Annotated in this window: 19 protein-coding genes, 3 tRNA genes, 1 rRNA gene and 1 pseudogene; 9 read left to right on the top strand and 15 right to left on the bottom strand. The window is 20.7% G+C overall.

Annotation, left to right across the window (positions count from 1 at the left end; genetic code table 11):
- Positions 1 to 103: 103 nt before the first annotated feature.
- The 4 genes and pseudogenes from AB4W45_RS00995 to mnmA all read right to left on the bottom strand — a co-directional run.
- Positions 104 to 2056: an exoribonuclease II gene (locus AB4W45_RS00995; RefSeq protein WP_367671494.1), complete on the bottom strand. Its 1953-nt coding sequence runs from the start codon at positions 2054 to 2056 to the stop codon at positions 104 to 106.
- A 211-nt stretch (positions 2057 to 2267) separates the two neighbouring features.
- Positions 2268 to 3038 (bottom strand): enoyl-ACP reductase, encoded by a 771-nt coding sequence (locus tag AB4W45_RS00990; protein ID WP_367671492.1) that lies wholly within the window; start codon positions 3036 to 3038, stop codon positions 2268 to 2270.
- Between the two features lie 62 nt (positions 3039 to 3100).
- Positions 3101 to 4483 carry an adenylosuccinate lyase gene (gene purB / locus AB4W45_RS00985; RefSeq protein ID WP_367671491.1) on the bottom strand — a complete coding sequence of 461 codons (1383 nt, stop codon included), beginning with the start codon at positions 4481 to 4483 and terminating at the stop codon, positions 3101 to 3103.
- A gap of 42 nt (positions 4484 to 4525) precedes the next feature.
- Positions 4526 to 5638, bottom strand: a pseudogene (mnmA, locus tag AB4W45_RS00980) (tRNA 2-thiouridine(34) synthase MnmA); the annotation flags it as partial.
- A 257-nt stretch (positions 5639 to 5895) separates the two neighbouring features.
- Between mnmA and lepA the strand changes: the two are divergent.
- The 5 genes from lepA to acpS all read left to right on the top strand — a co-directional run bounded on the left by lepA (position 5896) and on the right by acpS (position 10579).
- The gene (gene lepA, locus AB4W45_RS00975; RefSeq protein ID WP_367671490.1) at positions 5896 to 7692 is read left to right on the top strand and encodes a translation elongation factor 4; all 1797 of its coding nucleotides are present in this window, start codon (positions 5896 to 5898) and stop codon (positions 7690 to 7692) included.
- A 15-nt stretch (positions 7693 to 7707) separates the two neighbouring features.
- A complete protein-coding gene (gene lepB / locus AB4W45_RS00970; RefSeq protein WP_367671489.1) occupies positions 7708 to 8577 on the top strand; it encodes a signal peptidase I in 870 nt (289 codons plus the stop codon).
- A gap of 73 nt (positions 8578 to 8650) precedes the next feature.
- A complete protein-coding gene (gene rnc / locus AB4W45_RS00965; protein WP_367671487.1) occupies positions 8651 to 9331 on the top strand; it encodes a ribonuclease III in 681 nt (226 codons plus the stop codon).
- The gene (gene era / locus AB4W45_RS00960) at positions 9328 to 10185 is read left to right on the top strand and encodes a GTPase Era (RefSeq protein ID WP_367671486.1); all 858 of its coding nucleotides are present in this window, start codon (positions 9328 to 9330) and stop codon (positions 10183 to 10185) included. Before rnc ends, era begins: the two co-directional genes overlap by 4 nt.
- 16 nt (positions 10186 to 10201) lie before the next feature.
- Positions 10202 to 10579 (top strand): holo-ACP synthase, encoded by a 378-nt coding sequence (gene acpS / locus AB4W45_RS00955; RefSeq protein WP_367671484.1) that lies wholly within the window; start codon positions 10202 to 10204, stop codon positions 10577 to 10579.
- A gap of 11 nt (positions 10580 to 10590) precedes the next feature.
- Here acpS and tadA read toward each other — a convergent pair whose 3' ends face one another.
- The 6 genes from tadA to dnaQ all read right to left on the bottom strand — a co-directional run bounded on the left by tadA (position 10591) and on the right by dnaQ (position 13811).
- Complete coding sequence (gene tadA / locus AB4W45_RS00950) at positions 10591 to 11052, bottom strand: tRNA adenosine(34) deaminase TadA (RefSeq protein WP_367671483.1); 462 nt, start codon at positions 11050 to 11052, stop codon at positions 10591 to 10593.
- Between the two features lie 44 nt (positions 11053 to 11096).
- Positions 11097 to 11573 (bottom strand): SsrA-binding protein SmpB, encoded by a 477-nt coding sequence (gene smpB, locus AB4W45_RS00945; RefSeq protein WP_367671481.1) that lies wholly within the window; start codon positions 11571 to 11573, stop codon positions 11097 to 11099.
- 113 nt (positions 11574 to 11686) lie between these two features.
- Positions 11687 to 12205 (bottom strand): nucleotide exchange factor GrpE, encoded by a 519-nt coding sequence (grpE, locus tag AB4W45_RS00940; RefSeq protein ID WP_367671479.1) that lies wholly within the window; start codon positions 12203 to 12205, stop codon positions 11687 to 11689.
- A 72-nt stretch (positions 12206 to 12277) separates the two neighbouring features.
- A complete protein-coding gene (gene gpt / locus AB4W45_RS00935; protein ID WP_367671477.1) occupies positions 12278 to 12739 on the bottom strand; it encodes a xanthine phosphoribosyltransferase in 462 nt (153 codons plus the stop codon).
- Between the two features lie 213 nt (positions 12740 to 12952).
- Positions 12953 to 13026 (bottom strand) — tRNA-Asp (locus AB4W45_RS00930).
- Between the two features lie 62 nt (positions 13027 to 13088).
- Positions 13089 to 13811 carry a DNA polymerase III subunit epsilon gene (gene dnaQ, locus AB4W45_RS00925; RefSeq protein WP_367671475.1) on the bottom strand — a complete coding sequence of 241 codons (723 nt, stop codon included), beginning with the start codon at positions 13809 to 13811 and terminating at the stop codon, positions 13089 to 13091.
- Positions 13812 to 13848: 37 nt separating this feature from the next.
- On the opposite strand from dnaQ, the gene rnhA reads away from it, so the two are divergent.
- Complete coding sequence (gene rnhA, locus AB4W45_RS00920) at positions 13849 to 14313, top strand: ribonuclease HI (protein WP_367671506.1); 465 nt, start codon at positions 13849 to 13851, stop codon at positions 14311 to 14313.
- Between the two features lie 50 nt (positions 14314 to 14363).
- Positions 14364 to 15116 (top strand): hydroxyacylglutathione hydrolase, encoded by a 753-nt coding sequence (gene gloB, locus AB4W45_RS00915; RefSeq protein WP_367671473.1) that lies wholly within the window; start codon positions 14364 to 14366, stop codon positions 15114 to 15116.
- 1 nt (position 15117) lies between these two features.
- Here the strand turns inward: gloB and AB4W45_RS00910 are convergent.
- The 3 genes from AB4W45_RS00910 to AB4W45_RS00900 form a co-directional block, all read right to left on the bottom strand.
- A tRNA-Ala gene (locus AB4W45_RS00910) sits at positions 15118 to 15190 on the bottom strand.
- Positions 15191 to 15274: 84 nt separating this feature from the next.
- Positions 15275 to 15348 (bottom strand) — tRNA-Ile (locus tag AB4W45_RS00905).
- 61 nt (positions 15349 to 15409) lie between these two features.
- Positions 15410 to 16970 (bottom strand): 16S ribosomal RNA (locus tag AB4W45_RS00900).
- A gap of 264 nt (positions 16971 to 17234) precedes the next feature.
- On the opposite strand from AB4W45_RS00900, the gene argS reads away from it, so the two are divergent.
- Positions 17235 to 18974: an arginine--tRNA ligase gene (gene argS / locus AB4W45_RS00895; RefSeq protein ID WP_367671471.1), complete on the top strand. Its 1740-nt coding sequence runs from the start codon at positions 17235 to 17237 to the stop codon at positions 18972 to 18974.
- 32 nt (positions 18975 to 19006) lie between these two features.
- Here the strand turns inward: argS and AB4W45_RS00890 are convergent, their stop codons facing one another.
- Entirely contained in the window at positions 19007 to 21070 is a 2064-nt protein-coding gene (locus tag AB4W45_RS00890; RefSeq protein ID WP_367671469.1) for a flagellar biosynthesis protein FlhA, read from the bottom strand.
- A gap of 3 nt (positions 21071 to 21073) precedes the next feature.
- Positions 21074 to 22210 carry an EscU/YscU/HrcU family type III secretion system export apparatus switch protein gene (locus tag AB4W45_RS00885; protein WP_367671468.1) on the bottom strand — a complete coding sequence of 379 codons (1137 nt, stop codon included), beginning with the start codon at positions 22208 to 22210 and terminating at the stop codon, positions 21074 to 21076.
- A gap of 219 nt (positions 22211 to 22429) precedes the next feature.
- On the opposite strand from AB4W45_RS00885, the gene proS reads away from it, so the two are divergent.
- A complete protein-coding gene (gene proS / locus AB4W45_RS00880; protein ID WP_367671467.1) occupies positions 22430 to 23608 on the top strand; it encodes a proline--tRNA ligase in 1179 nt (392 codons plus the stop codon).
- Positions 23609 to 23650: the final 42 nt, after the last annotated feature.

The raw sequence follows: 23650 nt of genomic DNA, 5'->3' as shown, positions 1-23650 counted from the left end.
ATTCAGAATTTTATGAGTAATTATTTCGTAATTTTTTATATAATAAAAATATTAAATAAATAAAAAATTTAATAAAAAAATTTTATATATTTTTTAAATTAAATTATTTTAATAAAAAAACAGGTTTTGCTATAATATTTCTTGTATTTATTCTAATATCTACTAAAGTAACTTTGATAATTTCAGAAATTTTACAACAAATCTTATCTTTAATAAATATTACTCCATCTTCTGTATTAAATTTTAATTCTGAACGAATATTATGAATAAATGAATTTGGAATAAAAATATTTGCTCCATTTTCTAATAATTTTGCTCGAATACCGCCTTTAGATATTTCAAAAATTTCTGCATTAAATATTTTATTATTAAAATTTCTTTCTTTAAAATATTTTATATATAAAAAATCTTCAATTTCTCTTTCTGATAATCTATGTTTTCTTTTTTGATCAGAAATAGTTTGAAGTATTTTTTTTTTTAAAATAATAGGTTTTTTATTAAAAATCATGGATTTTAAAAATCTATGATTAATCAAATCTCCATATTTTCTAATAGGAGAAGTCCATGTAGCGTATTTTGAAAAACCTAAAGAATAATGAGGATTTGGTTTAAAACTTATTTCACTAAACGATTGAAATCTTCTAATTCTATTTTTTAAATATTTGTATTTATTATTTGTTAAAATTTTATAAAGTTCACAAAATCCTTTTAAAGTAGTTATTTTCTCTGGTGTAAAAAAAATATTTTCTTTAGCTAATAATGATGAAATTTGAGTAGCACTAGATAAATCAAATCCTGAATGAACATTATATAATCCAAAATCTTTTTTTTTGCATAAAAAATTTGCAGCAGCAAAATTTGCAGATATCATACACTCTTCAACTATTCGATGCGCTATTCTTCTTTTTTCAACAGATATATTTAAAATATCTCCATTTTTAGATAAATGAAATTTATATTCAGGTCTTTCTGGAAAAATTAATGAATTTTTTTTTCTCCATTTTATACGAGACATACAAAAATTATGTAATTCTAAAATTTGTTTTTCAATAATTTTAGTAGAAGGTTTCCAAGTACCTTTTTTTTTTAACCAATTTGAAATATTTTTATAAGAAAGTTTTTCTTTAGATTTAATAGATGCTAAAAAAAAATTACTAGAATCTTGTTGTATTTCTCCATTTTTTAAAATAATCATAGTGCAAGCAAGAACAAAACGTTCTTTATGTGGTTTTAAAGAACATAAATCTTCAGATAATTCTCTAGGTAACATAGGAACATTTAATCCTGGTAAATAATTTGTAAATCCTCTTTTAAAGGCAATCTTATCTAATCTATTATTATATTCTATATAAGATGTAACATCTGATATAGCTACTGTTAGTTCAAAATATTTTTTATCTATTTTTTTTATAAATAATGCATCATCAATATCTTTAGTATTGTTACTATCTATAGTAATAAAAGGTAAATGAGTTAAATCTATTCTTTTCGTTATATCTTTTAAAAGAAGATCTTTTTTTGCAGAAAATTTTGGTTCAGAACGTTTCAAATTATATTTTGATAATGTAATCCACCATTGTTTAAATGGATCTTCTTTTTTAGAAACAAATTTTATTATTTCAGCATGAAATAAATTATTATCTCTTAATTTATGTTTAGTTAAATTAGCAATAAACCAATCTCCAGATTCAAATAATTTTTTTTCTTTAATTAAAAAAGAACATGGAATACATTCTTTTAAAAAAGGATAATCTGGAATAATAAAACATTGTTTATTAATTTTTTTTAAACAACCAACAAAAATATTTAAATAAGATTCAATAAGTTTTTCAGGAATAACTATTTCTCTATTTTTAGAAAAACCTATTCGAGCAATAATTTTATCACCATGTAAAACTTTTTTAATTTTTTTTGGAGGGATAAAATAACTAGTTTTCGAATTAATTTCTAAAAAACCAAAACCTTTTTCGGATTTTTTTACAATTCCTTCAACTCTTGGTGTATTTATTTTAAATTTTTTTTTTAATTTCAACAAAACTTTATTATTTTCAAACATAATTATTATACCTAAAATATTATATTAAAATATTTTTAATTTGTATAAATAATAAAAATTTCTAAAAAAATATATTTATAAAAACTTCAATATTTTAAATATTAAATATATAAAATTAATATTACTATGATTTTAATAAAAGACCAAACAAAATTATTTAATATTAAATATAATATACTTTATCTTTATAAAATAATTTTTTTAAAAATTGTTAATATACTCCTACAATATTAAATCCTCCATCTACATATATTGTTTGACCGGTAATTCCAGAAGACAAATTACTAATTAAAAATGCAGCTACATTCCCTATTTCATTAATAGAAATATTACGTTTAATAGGTGATTTTATTTTATTTAAAAATAACAATTTTTTAAAATTGTTAATTCCATAAGAAGATACAGTTTTAATAGGTCCAGAAGAAATAGCATTAACTCTAATTTTTGGCCCTAAATCACATGCCATATATCTTACATTTGATTCTAAAGAAGCTTTTACTGAACCCATTAAATTATAATTTGAAATACATCTTTGAGAACCTAAATAAGATATTGTTAATAAAGAAGAATTTTTATTTAATAAAGAATAACAATGTTTTGCTAAAGATATAAAACTATATGAACCAATTTCATGTGATTTTAAAAAAGAATTTTTTGTAATTGAATTCATATAATTTCTTTTTAAATGTTTTTTATTTAAATATGCTATAGAATGAACTATACCATCAAAATTTTTCCATTTATTTTTTAATTTTAAAAATAAATTTTTAATATTTTTATCTTTTTTTAAATTACAACGAAAAAAAATTTTTGAATTAAACTTTTTTGCTATAACTTTTATTTTTTCTTTTAATTTATGATTTTTATAAGTAAACGCTAAATTAGCTCCTTGAATATACATAGATTTTGCAATTCCATAAGCAATAGATGATTTATTATAAATTCCAACAATTAAAATTTTTTTTTTATATAAAAATCCCATTTATTTTCCTTTTAAAAAAAATAAAACAAAAAATAATAATATTAATTATTTTAAAAATTATTTTAATATTTATATAATTTAATTTTTTTAGATAAATTAATAGCATCTCCAACATAATTAAATGGAGTTAAATTATATAATTTATTTTTTTCTGATATTGGAATATTTAAAGTTTCAATAAAATTTTTTATAATTTTAGATGTAATTTTTTTACCTCTAAATAAATTTTTAACTTTTTCATATGAATTTTTTATACTATTTTTTCTCATTATAGTTTGTAAAGGTTCTAATAAAATTTCCCAGTTTTTTTGTAAGTCTTTAGATATAAATTTTTTATTAATATCTATTTTTTTTAATCCTAATAAAATATAATGATAACTAATAATAGAGTATGAAATTATACTTCCTAAATTTCTTAAAACAGTAGAATCACTTAAATCTCTTTGCCATCGAGAAATAGGTAATTTTGATGAAATATGATTTATTAATGCATTAGAAATTCCTAAATTTCCTTCAGAATTTTCAAAATATATAGGATTTATTTTATGTGGCATAGTAGAAGATCCTGTATCACTTAAATTTATTTTTTGTGTAAAATAATTTAAAGAAATATAACTCCATATATCTCTACTAAAATCTATTAAAATCGTATTAAACCGAAAAATACAAGAAAAAAATTCTGATATATAATCATGTGGTTCTATTTGAGTTGTATAAGGATTCCAAGATATATTTAAAGATTGAATAAAATTTTTGTTAATCATTCTCCAATTTATATTTGGATATGCTATTACATGAGCATTATAATTTCCTACTGCTCCATTAAATTTTCCTAAAATTTTAATATTTTTTAATTGTCTAAATTGTCTTTTTAATCTATAAGAAAAATTTGAAATTTCTTTTCCCATTGTAGTAGGAGATGCTGGTTGTCCATGAGTTCTTGAAAGAATTACATGTTTTTTATATTTTGTTGATAAAAAATCCATTTTCTTAATTATTTTATTCCAATATTTAAAAATATGATTTTTTTTTGCATCTTTTAACATTAATGCATACGCGACATTATTAATATCATCAGAAGTACATCCAAAATGTATAAATTCTATAATATTTTTTTTACAATGAATTTTTTTTAACTTTTTTTCTAAAAAAAAAATAATAGCTTTTAAATCATGATTTGTTGTTTTTTCAATATTTTTTATTTTTAAAGCATCTTTTAAATTAAAAGAAACAATAATATTTTTTAAATAATTTTTTATAAAATTTGATAATGGAGAAAGTTCTTTAATTTCAGTAATATTAGATAAATAAATTAACCAATAAATTTCTACAAACAATCTATATTTAATAAAACCATATTCACTAAATATATTTTTTAGTTTTTTATTTATTTTTTCATAACGCCCATCTAATGGAGAAATAGCATTTAAACAAAAAAATTTCATATATTTCCTTTTTTTTAATATAAAAAATGATAAAAAATTAATTTAATATTTTTTTTTAAATGGTATTCTTTTTCGAATAATTCCTCCACCCAAACAAATATTTTTTAAATAAAAAACAGCAGATTGACCAGGAGTAACTGAAGAAATTGGAGAAGAAAAAATAACTTTAACTTCATTATTACCTTCTTCTACAATACAAAAATTTTCAATTTGAGAATATCTAGTTTTAATTTTGCATCGTAAAGGAAAATTTATTATAACATTATTAATCCAATTTATATTATTAGCAAATAATCCTATTGATAATAAATGAGAATTATTTAATCCTTGTCCTACAATTAAAATATTTTCAATTATCTTTTTTTCTATTACATACCATGGATCATTATTATAATTTTTTAATCCACCTATATTTAATCCTTTTCTTTGTCCTAATGTATAATTAAACAAACCAGTATGACTTCCTATAATTTCATTTTTTACAGTCATAATAGGACCTGGATTTTCAGGAAAATATCTATTTAAAAAATTTTTATAAAATTTAGGTTGAATAAAACAAATTCCTGTAGAATCTTTTTTTTTATAAACCTTTAATCCTATTTTTTTTGCAATAGATCGTACTTTAATTTTTTTTAAATTTCCTAAAGGAAATAATATTTTTTTTAATTGATATTGTTTTAAAGTATATAAAAAATAACTTTGATCTTTTTTTTTATCAATTCCTTTTAATAAAAAATATGATTTGTCTTTAAAAAGATTTATAGCATAATGCCCTGTAGAAATATAATCTGCTTTTAAATGCTCAATAGAAAATTTTAAAAACATTTTAAATTTAATTTCTTTATTACATAATATATCTGGATTAGGAGTTCTGCCTTTTTTATGTTCTGATAAAAAATTTTTAAAAACAAAATTCCAATATTCTAAAGAAAAATTTACAGTATGAAGAAATATATTTAAAGATTTACAAACTTCTTTAACATCTCTTAAATCTTGTTTAGAATTACAATGATTTAAATTATCTTCTTCTTCCCAATTTTTCATAAATAAACCTTCAACATAATATTTATTTTTTAATAACCATGCAGTAACAGATGAATCTACACCTCCAGACATTGCAACAATAACTTTTTTTTTTTTAAACATATATTTTACTCTCTTTAAAAATTCTAAAAAATTATAAAAAACCTAATTTTTTATTATAATAATGAATTATAATATAATAATTCATAAATATTTTTAAAAATAATTTTTAAATATAAAATAAAATTTTTATAAAAATATTATAATATACATAAAATATTTTTAATTAAACAATTTTTAAAATTACTATAAAAAAATATTTTTTAAATAAAAAAATAAAAATATATTTTATATAATCAATATAAAATTTTAAATGGCATATTAATTTAATGAAAAAAATAAGAAATTTTTCAATAATTGCACATATCGATCATGGAAAATCTACTTTATCTGATAGATTAATTCAAATTTGTGGAAATCTAACAGAAAGAGAAATATCTTCTTGTATGTTAGACACTATGGACATAGAAAAAGAACGAGGAATTACAATAAAAGCGCAAACAGTGACAGTAAAATATACATCTAAAAATAAAAAAAAATATTATTTAAACTTTATTGATACTCCTGGTCATGTTAATTTTTCTTATGAAGTAGAACGATCTCTTGCAGCATGCGAAGGAGCTTTACTTGTTATTGATGCAACACAAGGAATAGAAGCTCAAACGCTTACTAATTGTTATACAGCTATTGATATGAATATAAAAATTATTCCTGTTATCAATAAAATAGATTTACCTCACGCTGATACTAATAGAGTACTTAAAGATATAGAAGATATTATTGGAATTTCATCTAAAAATTCTATACTTTGCTCTGCAAAAACAGGACTTGGAATAAATTCGTTATTAGAAAGAATTATCGAAAAAATTCCTTCCCCAAAAGGATCAAAAAAAAATCCTCTTCAAGCAATTATTATTGATTCATGGTTTGACAATTATTTAGGAGTAGTATCTTTAATTAGAATAAAAAATGGATTCTTAGTCAAAGGATCAGAAATAAGAATTATGAGCACGAAAAAAAAATATAAAGTTGAAAAACTTGGAATTTTTACTCCTAAACAAATTTCCTTAAAAAAATTAAATTGCGGAGAAGTTGGATGGATTATATGTGGAATTAAAAACATATCAGCTGCTTCTGTAGGAGATACGCTAACTTCTGAAAAAAATCCTTGCTCTAAACCACTTCCCGGATTTAAAAAAATAAAACCTCAAATATATGCTGGATTATATACAATTAATTCTAATGAATATGAAAATTTTCGTGACGCTTTAGGAAAATTAAGTTTAAATGACTCATCACTATTTTATGAACCAGAAAATTCAAAAGCTCTTGGTTTTGGATTTAAATGTGGATTTCTTGGTCTTTTACATATGGAAATCATTCAAGAAAGATTAGAAAGAGAATATGGACTTAATTTAATTTCTACTCCACCTACTGTAACGTATGAAATACAAATGCTTAAAAAAAATAAAATTTTATATATAAATGCTCCAAATCAAATTCCATCTAAAGAAAAATATAAAGAAATTAGAGAACCAATTGCAGAATGTATTATTTTATTACCTCCTAAATATATTGGAAATATTATTTCTTTATGTGTTAAAAAAAGAGGTATTCAAAAAAAAATGATATATCACTCACATCAAATTTCATTAACTTATCATATTCCAATGTCTGAAATAGTTTTAAATTTTTTTGATCAAATAAAATCAGTTTCTAGTGGATATGCTTCTTTAGAATATAAATTTAAATATTTTAAAAAATCTAATTTAACTTGTTTAAACATTTTAATTAATTCTATAAAAATAGATGCTTTATCTTTTATAATACATGAAAGTTTGTCTATAAAAAAAGGTAGAGAAATTGTAGAAAAAATGAAAAAAATGATACCTAGACAACAATTTGATATTTCGATTCAAGCATCTGTAAAAAATAACATTGTCGCTCGAGCTACTATTAAACAATTAAGAAAAAATGTTTTAGCTAAATGCTATGGTGGAGATATTTCTAGAAAAAAAAAATTATTAAAAAAACAAAAATTAGGTAAAAAAAGAATGAAAAGAATAGGAAATATTGATTTACCAAAAGAAGCATTTTTTTCTATTCTAGATATTAATAAAAATTAATTATAAGGTGCAAGAATGTCTAATTTATTTTCAACATTTATATTATTTTTTATAGTAATAACAGGTATAGTATGGTTTTTAGAAAAAATTCAAAATTTGTATTATATGTATAAATTTAAAAAAGAAAAAAATAAAAAATATAAAAAAAAAAAAAAATATTTCTTAAGTTCTTTTTTTCCTATTTTAATTACTGTATTTTTATTTAGATCTTTTTTATTTGAACCATTTAAAATACCTTCTAGCTCTATGATGCCAACACTATTAATAGGAGATTTTATTATGGTTAAAAAATTTGCTTATAATATAAGAAATCCAATTAATAATAAATTAATATATAAAATTAATGATGCAAAAAGAGGAGATGTTGTAGTTTTTCAATATCCACAAAACAAAAATTTTAATTATATAAAAAGAATCATAGGAATTCCTGGAGATATTATTACATACAATGAATTTACAAAAACTATTTCTATTCAAAATAAATATACAACTATTTATAATAATTTAAATTTAATAAAATATAATAGAATATTAAATCTAAATAAAAATAAAATTCATATATTAGATTTAAAAAATATTAAAATTATAGAAGAGATTATTCAAGATAAAAGTCATAAAATATTTATTAATGATGAATTTATAGATCAAAAAAAATATTATTATAAACAAAAAAACTTTGATTATGGAACTTGGTATATTCCTAAAGGATATTATTTTGTAATGGGAGATAATAGAGATAATAGTTCTGATAGTAGATATTGGGGTTTAGTTCCTGAAAAAAATTTAATAGGAAAAGCTACTTTTATTTGGTTTAGTTTAGAAAAAAATATAAATACATGGATAACTGGAGTTAGATTTAAAAGACTAGGACATAATATTAATTAAACAAATGTTTTTATTATATAAATATATATAATTATAAATATTTAAAAAATAATTTTAAAAAAATTGGTAAACCATGGATTATACTGAAACAAAAAAAATTCAAAAAATATTAGGATATGTTTATAATAAAAAAGAATTATTAAAACAAGCATTAACACATAGAAGTTTTAGTGTTCATCACAATGAAAGATTAGAATTTTTAGGAGATTCTATTTTAAGCTTTATAATCGCAAATGCTTTATACAGATTTTTTCCTTATGTAAACGAAGGAGATATGAGTCGTATGAGAGCAACATTAGTGCGTGGAAATACTCTAGCTAAAATTGCTTATGAATTTGATTTAGGAGAATATTTAAAATTAGGACAAGGAGAATTAAAAAGCGGAGGTTTTAGAAGAGAATCAATATTAGCTAATACTGTAGAAGCAATTATTGGAAGTATATTTTTAGATAGCAATATTGAAACAATAGAAAAATTAATATTAAAATGGTATAAAAAAAGATTACAAAAAATTAGCCCTGGAGATACTCAAAAAGATTCTAAAACAAGACTTCAAGAATATTTACAATCAAAACATTTGCCTTTACCAAATTATACAGTAGTACAAGTATATGGAGAAGCTCATAATCAATTATTTACTATTAAATGTGATATTTTAAATATTTCTGATAACTTAATTGGAATTGGATCAAGTCGCAGAAAAGCAGAACAAAATTCTGCACAATATGCCTTAATAAAATTAGGAATAGAGTGAATATAAAAAAAAAATACTGTGGAAGAATTTTAATTATTGGAAATCAAAATTCTGGAAAATCAACTTTATTAAATAAAATAATTAAACAAAAAATATCAATTACATCAAATAAAAAAAATACAACTAAAAAAAATATCATTGGAATTAAAACTAAAAAAAATTATCAATATATCTACATTGATACTCCAGGATTTAATATAAAAAATAAAATTTCTGAAAATTATATAAAAAAAACAATAAATTTTCAAAATTATATTTTTAAAAATTTAAAAATTATTATTTTAATTATCGAGAAAACAATTTGGAACAAACAAAATAATAATTTAATAAAATTTTTTCAAAAAAAAAAAATTCCTATTTTAATTGTTTTAAATAAAATTGATAAAATTAAAAAAAAATATAAAATTTTACCTTTAATAAAATATATATATAAAAAATTTAATATTAATAAAATTATTCCTATATCTGCTAAAACTGGAGAAAATGTTGATACTTTAGAAAAAATAATTAAAAAAAATCTTCCTAAATCAAAACATGAATTTAATAAAAATAAAAAAAATAATTTATCTTTAAAATATATTATTACTGAATGCATACGAGAAAAAATAATGAGATATTTTGGAGATGAATTACCGTATATTAATAAAATAAAAATTGAAAAAATTAAAAAAAATCTTAAAAAAGAAAAAATAATTCATGTATTTATTTTTGTAAAAAATTATAGGCAAAAAAAAATATTTATTGGAAAAAGTGGAAAAAAAATAAAATTATGTAGTATAATTTCACGACAAGATTTAGAAAAAATTTTAAACCAAAAAATACATCTTTTCTTGTGGATAAAAACAATAAAATAAAAAAAAAATAATAAAAATGAAAATTATTGGTATTGGAATAGATATATTAAAAATATCTCGAATAAAAAAAATTATAAAAATTTTTAAAAAAAAATTTTTAAAAAGAATTTTATCTAAAAAAGAAAGAAAACTTTATAAAACTAATTCTAGAAAAATAAATTTTTTAGCAAAAAGATTTGTTATTAAAGAAGCATTATCTAAAGCTATGGGATATGGAATGAGTCATGGAATTTCGTTTAATAATATAGAAATATATAATAATAAAATGAATAAACCTAAAATACGTTATCTAAAAAATTCTATATTAAAAAAAAAATATTTAAAAATTACCAAATCACATGTAAGTTTTACAGATGAAAAAAAATATGCTCAAGCAATTGTTGTATTAGAATAATTTAAAACAATTTATTTTCTTTTGTTAAAAAAAAATTTATTTAATAAATTAGAACATTCTTTTTTTAAAACATTATTTACTACTTTTATTTTAAATTTTTTTGAATTTAAAATATATTTATTTTTATAAAGAATATTTGTTACATTTTTTTTTTTAGTTCCAATAATTAAATTTTTAATTCTACTATTTAAAATAGCTCCTAAACACATTATACAAGGTTCTAAAGTAACATAAAGAGATGCATCTAATAATCTATAATTTCTTATAAATTTACCTGATTTCCTAAGCGTAATTATTTCTGAATGACCTGTTGGATCATTATTTGAAATAGAATTATTCCATCCAAAACCAATAATTTTATTTGATTTAACTAATAATGAACCTACAGGAACTTCTCCTTTTAAAAAAGCTACTTTTGCAAAAAGTAAAGCAAATTTCATCCAATATTTATTATTTTTTTTATGTTTAATCATTTTATTTTTTTAACATTTAAAAGAAATTATTTTTTTTAAAAACTTTAAATTTTAAATCTTTTAGAAACTCTAGAAAGTTCTCTTTTTAAAATTTTATTTTTTTTATCTTGCCTTTTATCATATAAATTTTTTCCTATAGCTAGTCCAATATTAATCTTACATAAAGAACGTTTCCAAAATACCGAAATAGGAATAACAGTATATTTATATTTTTTTATTTCCTGTGAAATAAAATCAATTTCTTTTCTTAAAAGAAGAAGTTTTCTATTTCTATTAGATTCATTAGAAAAATTAATTAAACTTGTAGTTTTTAAAGGTTGTATATTGCAATTAAATAAATATAACTCACATGAACGAGAAATAATATGACTATGACTAATATTTATTTTTCCTTGACGTATAGATTTTACTTCCCATCCATGTAAAACTATTCCTGCTGTAAAATATTTCTTAATAAAAAAATTAAATTTTGATTTTTTATTTACAGTTACAATTTTTTTTTTTTTAATTTTTTTTAACATAATATTAATTTTTTATATAATGTATATATATTAGAAAATTTATTAAAAGTCTTGATTTTATTTTATTATCAAGACTTATAAAAAATATTTTTATAAAACTTTTAAAAAAATTATTAAATTTTAGAAACAGATACCATAGCTGCTCTTAATACACGATCATTTAATAAATATCCTTTTTGAATAATTTCTACAACATGATTTTTTTTTATAGTTTTTGAATTTTTTAAAAAAATAGCCTGATGTATTAATGGATTAAATAAAACATTAATTTTATTAATTATTTTTACATTATAAGTTAATAACACTTTAATAAAATAATTTTTTAAAAAATTTAATTTTTTACAAATTTTTTCATATTTTTTTTTCTTATTATTAATTGAAGAAATAGCCATTTCTAAACTATCAAGTATTGGTAAAACAGAAAAAATGTTTTTTTCTAAACAAAATTTATAACATAATTCTATTTTTTTACTACATCGATTTTGTATTTTTTTAATATTTTTTTTGTTTTTTAATTTTAAAGAAATTATTTTTTTTTTTAATTCATCATTTTTTTTTTTTAAAGAAATTATTTTTTTTTTATTTTTTTCTAAAAATTTTTCACTAAAATTTTCTTTATCTTTTATAATCATATAATTTCCTTATTTTAAAATATTTAAAAAAACAACTTTTTATTTTTAAAATTTATAATTTAAGATTTATTTTTAAAAATCTGAAACAATAGGAGGATTATATGAAAAAAACATATCCCAAGGTTGTTCAATCCAAGTATCTTGAGGAATGTTTACCATATAGTCATCTACTAAATTACAACCTAAAGGTTTAGCAAAAATAGTAACAAAATATGCTTTAGGATACATTTTTCTAACTATTTTTATTGTTCTACCTGTATCAACTAAATCATCTACTATTAAAATGTTTTTTCCTGTATTATTAACTTTTTTTATAATTTTTAATTTTCTTAAAAACATATTGTCATAACTAGAGATACAAATAGTATCAACATAACGAATTCCTAATTCACGAGATAAAATAGCACAAGGAACTAAACCTCCACGACTAATTGCAAATATACCTTTCCATTTTTTTTTGAAATTTACTTTCAAAGCTAAATTTTTAGAATGAATTTGTAACATATCCCAAGTAACAATGTATTTTTTTTTCATAAAAATTTTTAAAATAATACCTATAAAAATAAATTTTATTATAAATAATATTACTATTTTTTTAAAAAGATTAATATATTAAATGTATTTTTTTAAAATTAAGAAATAATTTAAATTTTTTTTATATAAAAAATTTTAAAAAAAATAAAAAATTATATTTAACAAAATTTATTAATTTATTTTTTTAATTAAAATATAAAAAATAAAATTTATCGGTGCGGACGGGACTTGAACCCGTGACCTCCGGCGTGACAGGCCGATATTCTAACCATCTGAACTACCGCACCAAATTTTTAAAAAAAATTTATTTAATAATTATACTATATTTTTATAAAAAAACAATATTTTATTAATTTTTTATATTTTTCCATAAACATTGATTATTTTTTATCATAAAATTTAAATATTTTTTATGAATTAAATTTTCTTTAACTGTAGCTTTTTTTATACATATTTTTTTTTTATTTGTATATTTTTTATTTTTTTTAAAAATTTTATTATTTTCTTTATTCATAAAAAAAAAAGATTGTTGCTTAGAAGTCATTAATAAATATACTTTTGCTAATAATTTTGCATCTAATATCGCACTATGAAGTTTTCTTTGATAATTTAATTTATAACGCTTACATAAAGCTTCTAAATTATTTTTTCTTCCAGGAAAAATTTTTCTAGATAATTTTAAAGTATCTAATACTGTACAATAATTTAATATATTTTTAACATTTTTATTTAACATTTGAAATTCATAATTTATAAATCCTAAATCAAATTTAGCATTATGAATAATTAATTCTGAATTTTTTATATAATTTAAAAAATTTTTATAAATTTCAGAAAAATTTGGTTTATTTAATAAAAAATTATTAGAAATTCCATGAATTTTATATGCTTCTTTATCTATTAATCGATTTGGATTAAGATATATGTGAAAATAATTTTTTGTTATTTTACGATTAATAATTTCAACTGCTCCAATTTCTATAATACGATGATTTAAATATACAACACCTTCTTTATTAATTCCAGTTGTCTCTGTATCAAGAACAATTTTTCGTAAAAATTTTTTATTCATATTAATTATTTATAAGAGAGTAAACATGAAAGATAAAATAAAAAAAAAAGTTTTAATTTTTACTGACGGATCTTGCTTAGGAAATCCAGGTCCAGGAGGATTTTGTACAATAATAAAATATAAAAACCATAAAAAAATACTTAGTTCTGGTTTTTTTTTAACAACAAATAATAGAATGGAACTTATGAGTGTTATAATTGGTATAGAAAAAATTAAAATTCCTTCTAAAATTTTAATATGTACTGATAGTAAATATGTAAAATATGGTTTTACAAAATGGATGAATTCATGGAAAAAAAATGGATGGATAAAAAAAAATAAAAAAAAAGTAAAGAATATAGATCTTTGGATTAGACTAAAAAATTCTATTAAAAAACAAAAAACTATAAATTGGGTTTGGATTAAAAGTCATTCAGGACAATTAGAAAATGAGTTATGTGATATTACAGCAAAAAAATCAGCTAAAAATCCCACTAAAAATGATATAGGATATATAAAATAAAATTTAATATAAAACTTCTAAAAAAATATTAAAAAAAAAAGGATAAAATAATGATTAATATTAATGGAATAAAAATATTAAACGATAATATTGTATGGATTATTTCAAAAAAAAAAAAATGTATTATAATTGATCCAGGATTGGCTGATCCAATTATAAAAAAGTTAGAAAAGTATCGTTTAAAACCAATTATTATTTTTATAACACATTTACATTATGATCATGTTAATGGAATACTTAAATTATTACAATATTATCCAAAAATTAAAATTTTTACTCCAAAAAAAATAAAATTAATAAAAAAAAAACAATATGTAATTAAAAAAAAACAAAAATTAATTATTTTTAATAAAATTTTTAAAATATTTTTAACTCCCGGACATACAAAATTAGATATATCATATTATTTTTATCCATATCTTTTTTGCGGAGATATTATGTTTTCTGGAGGATGTGGAAAAACTATTGATGGATGTTCAAAAAATCTTTATTATTCTTTTAAAAAAATTATGAAATTACCTCAAGAAACTATTTTATTTAATTCACATGAGTATACATTTTTTAATTTAAGATTTTCTTATTTATTTTTTAAACAAGATTGGAAAATAAATGAATATTTTGAATTTATTAAAAATAACCCAAAACAATTAAAAAATTTTAGTAATCTAAAATTTGAAAAAAGAATTAATGTTTTTTTAAAAATAAAAAAAAATAATATTAAAAATATTATTAATTATTGGTATAATTCAAAAAATGAAATTGATTATTTTTGTAATTTAAGAAAAATTAAAGATCAATTTTAATTGGAGCTAAGCGGGATCGAACCGCTGACCTCCTGCGTGCAAAGCAGGCGCTCTCCCAGCTGAGCTATAGCCCCATTATTTTAAAAAATAAAAATAAATATTATTTTAAAACATTTTTATTTAAATTATATATTTAAAATTTAGATAAAGGTGTTTAATAGGCCTGAGTGGACTTGAACCACCGACCTCACCCTTATCAGGGGTGTGCTCTAACCAACTGAGCTACAAGCCTTTGTTAAAGCTTTAATATCAGATAATCTGTGTGGGCACTTTATAATTTATAAAGTGACTTTTAAGGAGGTGATCCAACCGCAGGTTCCCCTACGGTTACCTTGTTACGACTTCACCCCAGTCATGAATCACAAAGTGGTAAGCGCTTTCCTTTTCAGGTTAAGATACTTGCTTCTTTTGCAACCCACTCCCATGGTGTGACGGGCGGTGTGTACAAGGCCCGGGAACGTATTCACCGTGGCATTCTGATCCACGATTACTAGCGATTCCGACTTCATGGAGTCGAGTTGCAGACTCCAATCCGAACTACGACATACTTTATGAGGTTTGCTTATCTTTGCAGAATTGCTTCTCTTTGTATATGCCATTGTAGCACGTGTGTAGCCCTGGTCGTAAGGGCCATGATGACTTGACGTCGTCCCCACCTTCCTCCGGTTTATAACCGGCGGTCTCCTCTGAGTTCCCGGCCGAACCGATGGCAACAGAGGACAAGGGTTGCGCTCGTTGCGGGACTTAACCCAACATTTCACAACACGAGCTGACGACAGCCATGCAGCACCTGTCTCATAGTTCTCGAAAGCACTTTTCTATCTCTAAAAAATTCTATGGATGTCAAGACCAGGTAAGGTTTTTCGCGTTGCATCGAATTAAACCACATGCTCCACCGCTTGTGCGGGCCCCCGTCAATTCATTTGAGTTTTAGCCTTGCGGCCGTACTCCCCAGGCGGTCGACTTAACGCGTTAGCTACGGAAGCCATTTCTCTTGGAAACGACCTCCAAGTCGACATCGTTTACAGCATGGACTACCAGGGTATCTAATCCTGTTTGCTCCCCACGCTTTCGCACCTCAGCGTCAGTATTCGTCCAGGAGGCCGCTTTCGCCACAGGTATTCCTCCAGATATCTACGCATTTCACCGCTACACCTAGAATTCTACCTCCCTCTACGATACTCTAGTCTAATAGTTTCAAATGCAATTCCTAGGTTAAGCCCAGGGATTTCACATCTGACTTAAAAAACCGCCTACGTGCTCTTTACGCCCAGTAATTCTGATTAACGCTCGCACCCTCCGTATTACCGCGGCTGCTGGCACGGAGTTAGCCGGTGCTTCTTTTTTAGGTAACGTCAAAAAACAAATATATTATATATGTTTATTTCCTCCCTAACGAAAGTACTTTACAACCCTAAGGCCTTCTTCATACACGCGGCATAGCTGCATCAGGCTTTCGCCCATTGTGCAATATTCCCCACTGCTGCCTCCCGTAGGAGTCTGGACCGTGTCTCAGTTCCAGTGTGGCTGATCGTCCTCTCAGACCAGCTAAAGATCGTTGCCATGGTAAGCCTTTACCTTACCATCAAGCTAATCTTGTCTGGGTTCATCCAAAAACGTAAGGTTTTTAAAAAAAATAAAAATCCCCTACTTTAATTTTTCAACATTATGCGGTATTAGCTACCGTTTCCAGTAGTTATCCCCCTTTTTTGGGTAGATCCCCAGATATTACTCACCCGTTTGCCGCTCGCCGACAAGAAAAAAATAAATTTTTTTCTTTCGCTGCCGCTCGACTTGCATGTGTTAGGCTTGCCGCCAGCGTTCAATCTGAGCCATGATCAAACTCTTCATTTTTTACAAATTTTAATCAAGTAAATTAAATAAATTCTTACTAAATAATTTTTGCACTTAAATTTTTCTGTGCCCACACAGATTTTCTGATATTTTTTTAAAGAGCGTTACTAATTAAAGTTTTTTAATAATAAAACATATTTTTAATTTTGTCAAATATATTTTTATTTTTTTAATAAAAAAAAATAAAAATAGAATATAATAAGTTAAAATTTTATAAAAAATATATTTATGATAAAAATATTTTTTAATATAAAGAGAAATTAAATGAAAATAAAATCAATTTTAAAAAAACTTATTAAAACAATTTTAATACAAAAAAAATCTTTAGTAAAGATTAAAATACGTATTCAAAAAAATAAAAATATAAAAAATGGTCATTATCAATTAAATAATTTATTTCAAATCTCGTCTTTACTGAAGATTTCATTAAAAAAACTAACAAAAAAAATTACAAAAAACATGAATTTAAACAAAATAATTCAAAAATCTGTTTTTTCAAAACCATGTTTTATAAACATTTTTTTAAAAATAAATTGGATAGAAAAAAAAGTAAATAAGATCTTCTATACAAAAAAATTTAATATAAAAAATAAAAAAAATAAGAAAAAAATTGTAGTAATCGATTATTCTTCTCCTAATATGGCTAAATCAATGCATGTAGGACATTTAAGATCAACAATAATAGGAGATTCTACAGCAAGAATCATGGAATTTATAGGATATAAAGTAATTCGAGCAAATCATATTGGAGATTTTGGCAATCAATTCGGAATGATAATTGCATATTTAAAAGAAATAAAAAAAATTAAAAAAATTAAAAAAATGTCTATATCTAAATTAGAAAAAATATATTGTAAAGCAAAAAAATTAAATTCTCAAAATCAATTATTTTATAAAAAAACAAATAAATATACTTCAAAAATTCAAGAAAAAAATAAATCATGCTATAAAATATGGAAATATATTGTTAAACTAAATCTTAAAAAAAATGAAAAAATTTATAAATTATTAAATATTACTTTAAAAAAAAAAGATATTGTAGGAGAAAGTTTTTATCAAAAAATGTTACCAAAAATTACTTCTGATTTAATAAAAAAAAATATTGCAGTAATAAAAAATAAAAATATTATAATTTTTTTAAAAAACACAAAAAATAGAAAAGGAAAAAAAATGGGAGTTATTATTAAAAAAAATAACGGACCTTTTTTATATTCCGCTATTGATATAGCATGTTTAAAATATCGATATAAAAATCTAAAAGCAAATATAATATTATATTATGTAGATTCACGTCAAAAACAACATTTAAGCCAAGTATATCAAATCTCAAAAAAAGCAGGCTATATCTCAAACAAATTAAAAGTTAAGCATCATATTTTTGGAATGATGTTATCAGGAAAAAATCGTCCTTTTCAAACTAGATCTGGAAATACTATTAAACTCTCAAAATTATTAAAAGAATCTATTATAAGAGCAAAAAATTTAATATTAAAAAAAGATAAAACAATTAATTCTAAAAAATTAAATACATTATCAAAAATTATTGGAATTGGAGCAATAAAATATTCAGATTTATCTAAAAATAGAATAACTAATTATATATTTAACTGGAAAAATACTTTATCTTTTGAAGGAAATACATCTTTATATATTCAATATACATATACAAGAATACAATCAATTTTAAAAAATTATAAAAAAAATGTTTTAAAATTAAAAAAATTTTTTCACATTTCTAATAATTTAGAAACAACTTTATCAATCCAAATTCTTGAATTTAAAGAAACTATATATAAAGCTTCAAAAAAAGGACAACCACATTTAATTTGTTTATATATATATAAATTAGCTTCAAACTATTCCAAATTTTATGAAAAATATAAAATACTAAAAGAAAAAAATAAAAATAAAAAAATTACTAGATTAAAAATTTCTTTTTTAACTTCTAAAATTTTAAAAAAAGGATTAAATCTTTTAGGAATCAAAGTAATTAAAAAAATGTAAACATTAATTTTTATAAAAATATGTTTAAAAAATTAAATAATACTTACAAAAACAATTTTTTTATAATTTGAAACTTCTAAATTTGATAAAACATGAATTTTTGAATAATTTGTTTTTAATAAACGAAAAATAAAAAAACGTAATGCATGAGATACTACAAAAACTATAGGATAATTCATAGATTCTTGTTTATAAATAGCTTTTTTTGATTTTATAAGAATTTTATTCAATAAATCTGGCTCAATATTCTGATTATTTTCTAAACATTTTATTAGATTTTCTTCTAATTCAGTAGAAATTCCAATTGCATAAATATTTTTTTTATTCATACAAATTTTATAAACAATAGATTTTCCTAAAGATATTCGAACAATATTTGTTAAATAATCAATATTTTTTTGAAATGATGAATTTTCAATTAAAGTTTCTAAAATTGTTCTCATATCTTTAATGGGAACATTTTCTAATAAAAGATTTTGAAATACCTGTTTAATAGCTGTTAAAGTAAATGTATTAGGAATAAGATTTTCTATTAATTGAGGTATTTCAGAACCTACTTTATTTAATAAATCTTGCATTTCTTGTCTTCCAAACAATTCACTCATATTTAAAGAAAGTAAATGATCAAAATGCGTAGATATTACTGTACTTGAATCTATTACTGTATATTTTTCATATTTTGCCATTATAATATTTTTTTTATTTATCCAAAAAGATCTTAAACCAAAAACTGGATCATTTGTTTCTTTTTTAGATAATTTTTTATTAGAAAATTTAGTACTAATTGCTAAAAATTTATTTAAATAAACAGTTCCTTTTCCACTTTCTACACCCTTAATAAAAATTTTATATTTCGAAGGAGATAAATTTATATCTTTTTTAATTATTACTTTAGGAGATAAAAAACCAAATTCATTTATATATTTTTTTCGAATATAAAAAATTTTATCAAATAAATTTTTTTTATTACTATAATTCATTAAATCAATTAAATTTTTACTTAAATTAATAGATAAAAAATTTTCTAATGGTATATCTTTGTAAGTAAGATTAAATTGTTTTTTTTGAACTATATCTATTGGTTCATTATATTTAAAAAATTTTATAAATTTTTTATATATAAATTTTGAAAAAAATAAAAAAATAGAAAAAAATAAAAAAATTAAATGAGGCATTCCAGGTATTAAACCAAAAAAACCTAAAATTACTCCACTTAAAAAAATAATATTAGAATTATAAAATAATTGACTAATTATTTGTTCACTAGCATTTTTATTATTTTCTACTCTAGTAACTATTACTGCTACAGAAGTAGAAATTATCAATGCAGGAATTTGCGCAACAAGACCATCTCCTATAGTTAACAAAGTATATATTTTTATAGCTTTGGATATATTCATATGATGTTGAAATAATCCAATAAAAAGACCACCTATTACATTAATAAACATAATCAAAATCCCTGCTATTGCATCTCCTCTTACAAATTTACTAGCTCCATCCATTGCCCCATAAAAATCAGCTTCTTGAGAAATATTTAATCTTCTATTTTTCGCTTCACTTTCTTTTATAAGACCAGCATTTAAATCAGAATCAATAGACATTTGTTTACCAGGCATACTATCTAAAGTAAATCTAGCTCCAACTTCTGCTATTCTACTAGCTCCTTTAGTTATAACAATAAAATTAATTATAACTAAAATTAAAAAAACTATAATTCCAATAGAAAAATTGCTTCCTACTAAAAAATGACCAAAAGATTCAATAATATGACCAGCAGAGAATTTACCTAAATGACCAAATAATAATATTATTCTAGTAGAAGCTATGTTTAAAGATAATCTTAATAAAGTCGTAAATAATAAAATTATTGGAAAAGACGTAAATTCTAAAATACTTTTAGTAGACATAGCTACTAATAAAACAACAATAGAAATAAATATATTAAAAGTAAATAACACATCTAAAAAAATTGGTTTTAATGGTAATATCATCATAGATAAAATCATTACAATTAAAATCGGTGCTGAAATTTCCTGAAATTGAATTTTTTTTATTTGTTTAATAAAATTTTTTAAAGAAAACAAATTTATCATTTTTTAATTTTTTCCTAAAATGTTTGAATTAGATGAAGCACATAAATATTTTGGAGGTTTAGGATATTTTCCTCCTTCTTTTTTCCATTTTTTCAATTTCAATACCCAAGCAAATACTTCTGCAATTACTGAATAAAAAATACCAGGAACATATTTTCCAACTTCACCTTCTTTATATAAAACTTTAGATAAAGTAAATGATTCAAAAATAGGTATATCAAATTTTTTTGCAAATTTTAACATTTTTAAAGAATGCAATCCTGCTCCTTTTGATATAATTTTAGGTGCTACCATACAGTTATAATTGTATTTTAAAGAAACAGAATAATCTTTAAAATCAGATATTACTACATCAGAAAGATGTAATTCAGAAATAGAATTTTCTTTTAAAATTAAACGTAATTTTTCACGAATTTTTATTTTTATTTCAGGATCTCCTTCTGAACGTTTCAATTCCTCTTTTAATTCTTTATTATTCATTTTTAATTTTTTATAAAATAAATAATTACTCCAAAAAATATCAAAAATTACTGATGGAATAAAACTAATTAAAGAAAATATAAAAAATACAAATATTAAATACAAACTGTTTAATAAACAAAAATAAAAAGATTCATATAACAAATAAAAATTTTTAAAAAAATAAAAATAAGTAAAAAATAAGAAAAAAATAAATAAAAATAAAATTTTCCATACAATTTTTATTAAATCAATAAAAATATTATATGAAAAAATTTTTTTTATACCTTGTAATAAATTTAAATGATTAAAATTAAAATGTATCATTTTAAAATTTAATGAAAAATTCTTTGAAACTACTGGAGAAAAAAAACTAGTTAAAAATAAAATAAATAAAAATAAAAAAATAAAAATAAAAAATTTTTTTTCTGAAAAAAAAATATTTTTTATAATCAATAAAGAATTTTTATTAACAATATTATAATCAAAAGAAAAATTTGATATAAAAATATTAATTATATTAAAAAAAATAAATTTTCTAAAAATAAAAAAAAGAAAAAAAAATACTAAAATAATTATAAATGAATTTAATTCTTTAGAATACGTATTCATTCCTTGTTTTTTTGCTTTTTTTAATTTCTTATCTGTTGGAAATTCTTTTTTTTCTTCATAATCCGACATTTTTTATAAATTCCTAAATTAAATAAATTATATAAAAATATAACTTTAACAAATTATTTATATAAACATCATAATTAACAATTTTTTTTAATAAATAAATTTGAATAAAACTTAAAATTATAAATTTTCTATTATGATTAAATCATGAAAAATGATAAAATAAAAGATTAAAAAAAATTTTAAATAAACTTAAATTATATTATAAAAAAAAGAGTTAACATGAGACAAAAAAAATATCTTCTCTGTACAAAAAAAGAAATTCCAAAAAATTCTAAAAAAATAAGTCATCAATTAATGATACGTTCTGGTATGATAAAAAAATCTTCAAATGGAATATATACTTGGTTACCAAATGGAATTCGAGTATTAAAAAAAATAAAAAAAATTATAAGAAAAGAAATGAATAAAAATAATTTTCTCGAAATTTGTATGCCAATTTTACAATCTTCTAAATTATGGGAACAAAGTAATAGAATTAAATCATATGGAAGAGAATTATTTAAAGTTTTCGATAGACATAAAAAAAAATTGATATTATCTCCTACACATGAAGAAATTGTTACTAATTTAATAAAAAATTATATATCTTCTTATAAAGAATTACCAATAACAATGTATCAAATACAAACAAAATTTAGAGATGAAATTAGACCCAAAGAAGGTATTTTAAGAACAAGAGAATTTATTATGAAAGATGCTTATTCATTTCATGAAAATAAAAAATCTCTAAAAAAAACATATAATAATATGTTGAATTCTTATTTAAAAATATTTTATAAAATGAATTTAAAAACTAAAATTATAAAAGTAAATAATGGAGTTATTGGAGGAAGTTTATCACATGAATTTCATGTTAATTATAACAAATCAAAAAAAAATAAATACTGTAATAATAAAAAAAGTATAGAAATTGGTCATATTTTTCAACTAAATCAAACATATTCAAAAATATTTAATGCATGCATCCAAACAAAAAAAAAAAATAATAAAATAATAGAAATGGGATGTTATGGAATTGGAATTAGTCGATTAATAGGAGCAATTATTGAAAATAATTGCGATAAAGATGGAATAATTTGGCCTATCTCAATATCTCCATTTCAAGTTTCTATTATTCCAATTAACATTGAAAAATACAGAAATGTTAAAAAAATAGCAGAAAAAATATATTTTCAATTCAAAAAAAATAATATTCAAGTATTTTTTTATGATAAAATAGAACGACCTGGAAAAATGTTTGCAGAAACAGATTTATTAGGATTTCCATATAAAATTATTATCAGCAAAAATACAATTTTAAAAAACTGTGTAGAACTACAAAATAGAAAAAAAAAAACAAAAAAAGAAATTAAAATTAAAAACATTTTACAAATTTTTATTAAAAAATTAAAAAATTAATTTATAAAAAAATTCAAAAAAAAAAAACTATTTTTTAAATTT

Source organism: Buchnera aphidicola (Periphyllus testudinaceus) (assembly GCF_964059035.1).
Classification (GTDB): Bacteria; Pseudomonadota; Gammaproteobacteria; order Enterobacterales; family Enterobacteriaceae; genus Buchnera_J; species Buchnera_J aphidicola_BN.
The sequence above is the reverse complement of the archived record's forward strand: the minus strand, read 5'-3'. Positions and strand labels throughout refer to the sequence as shown.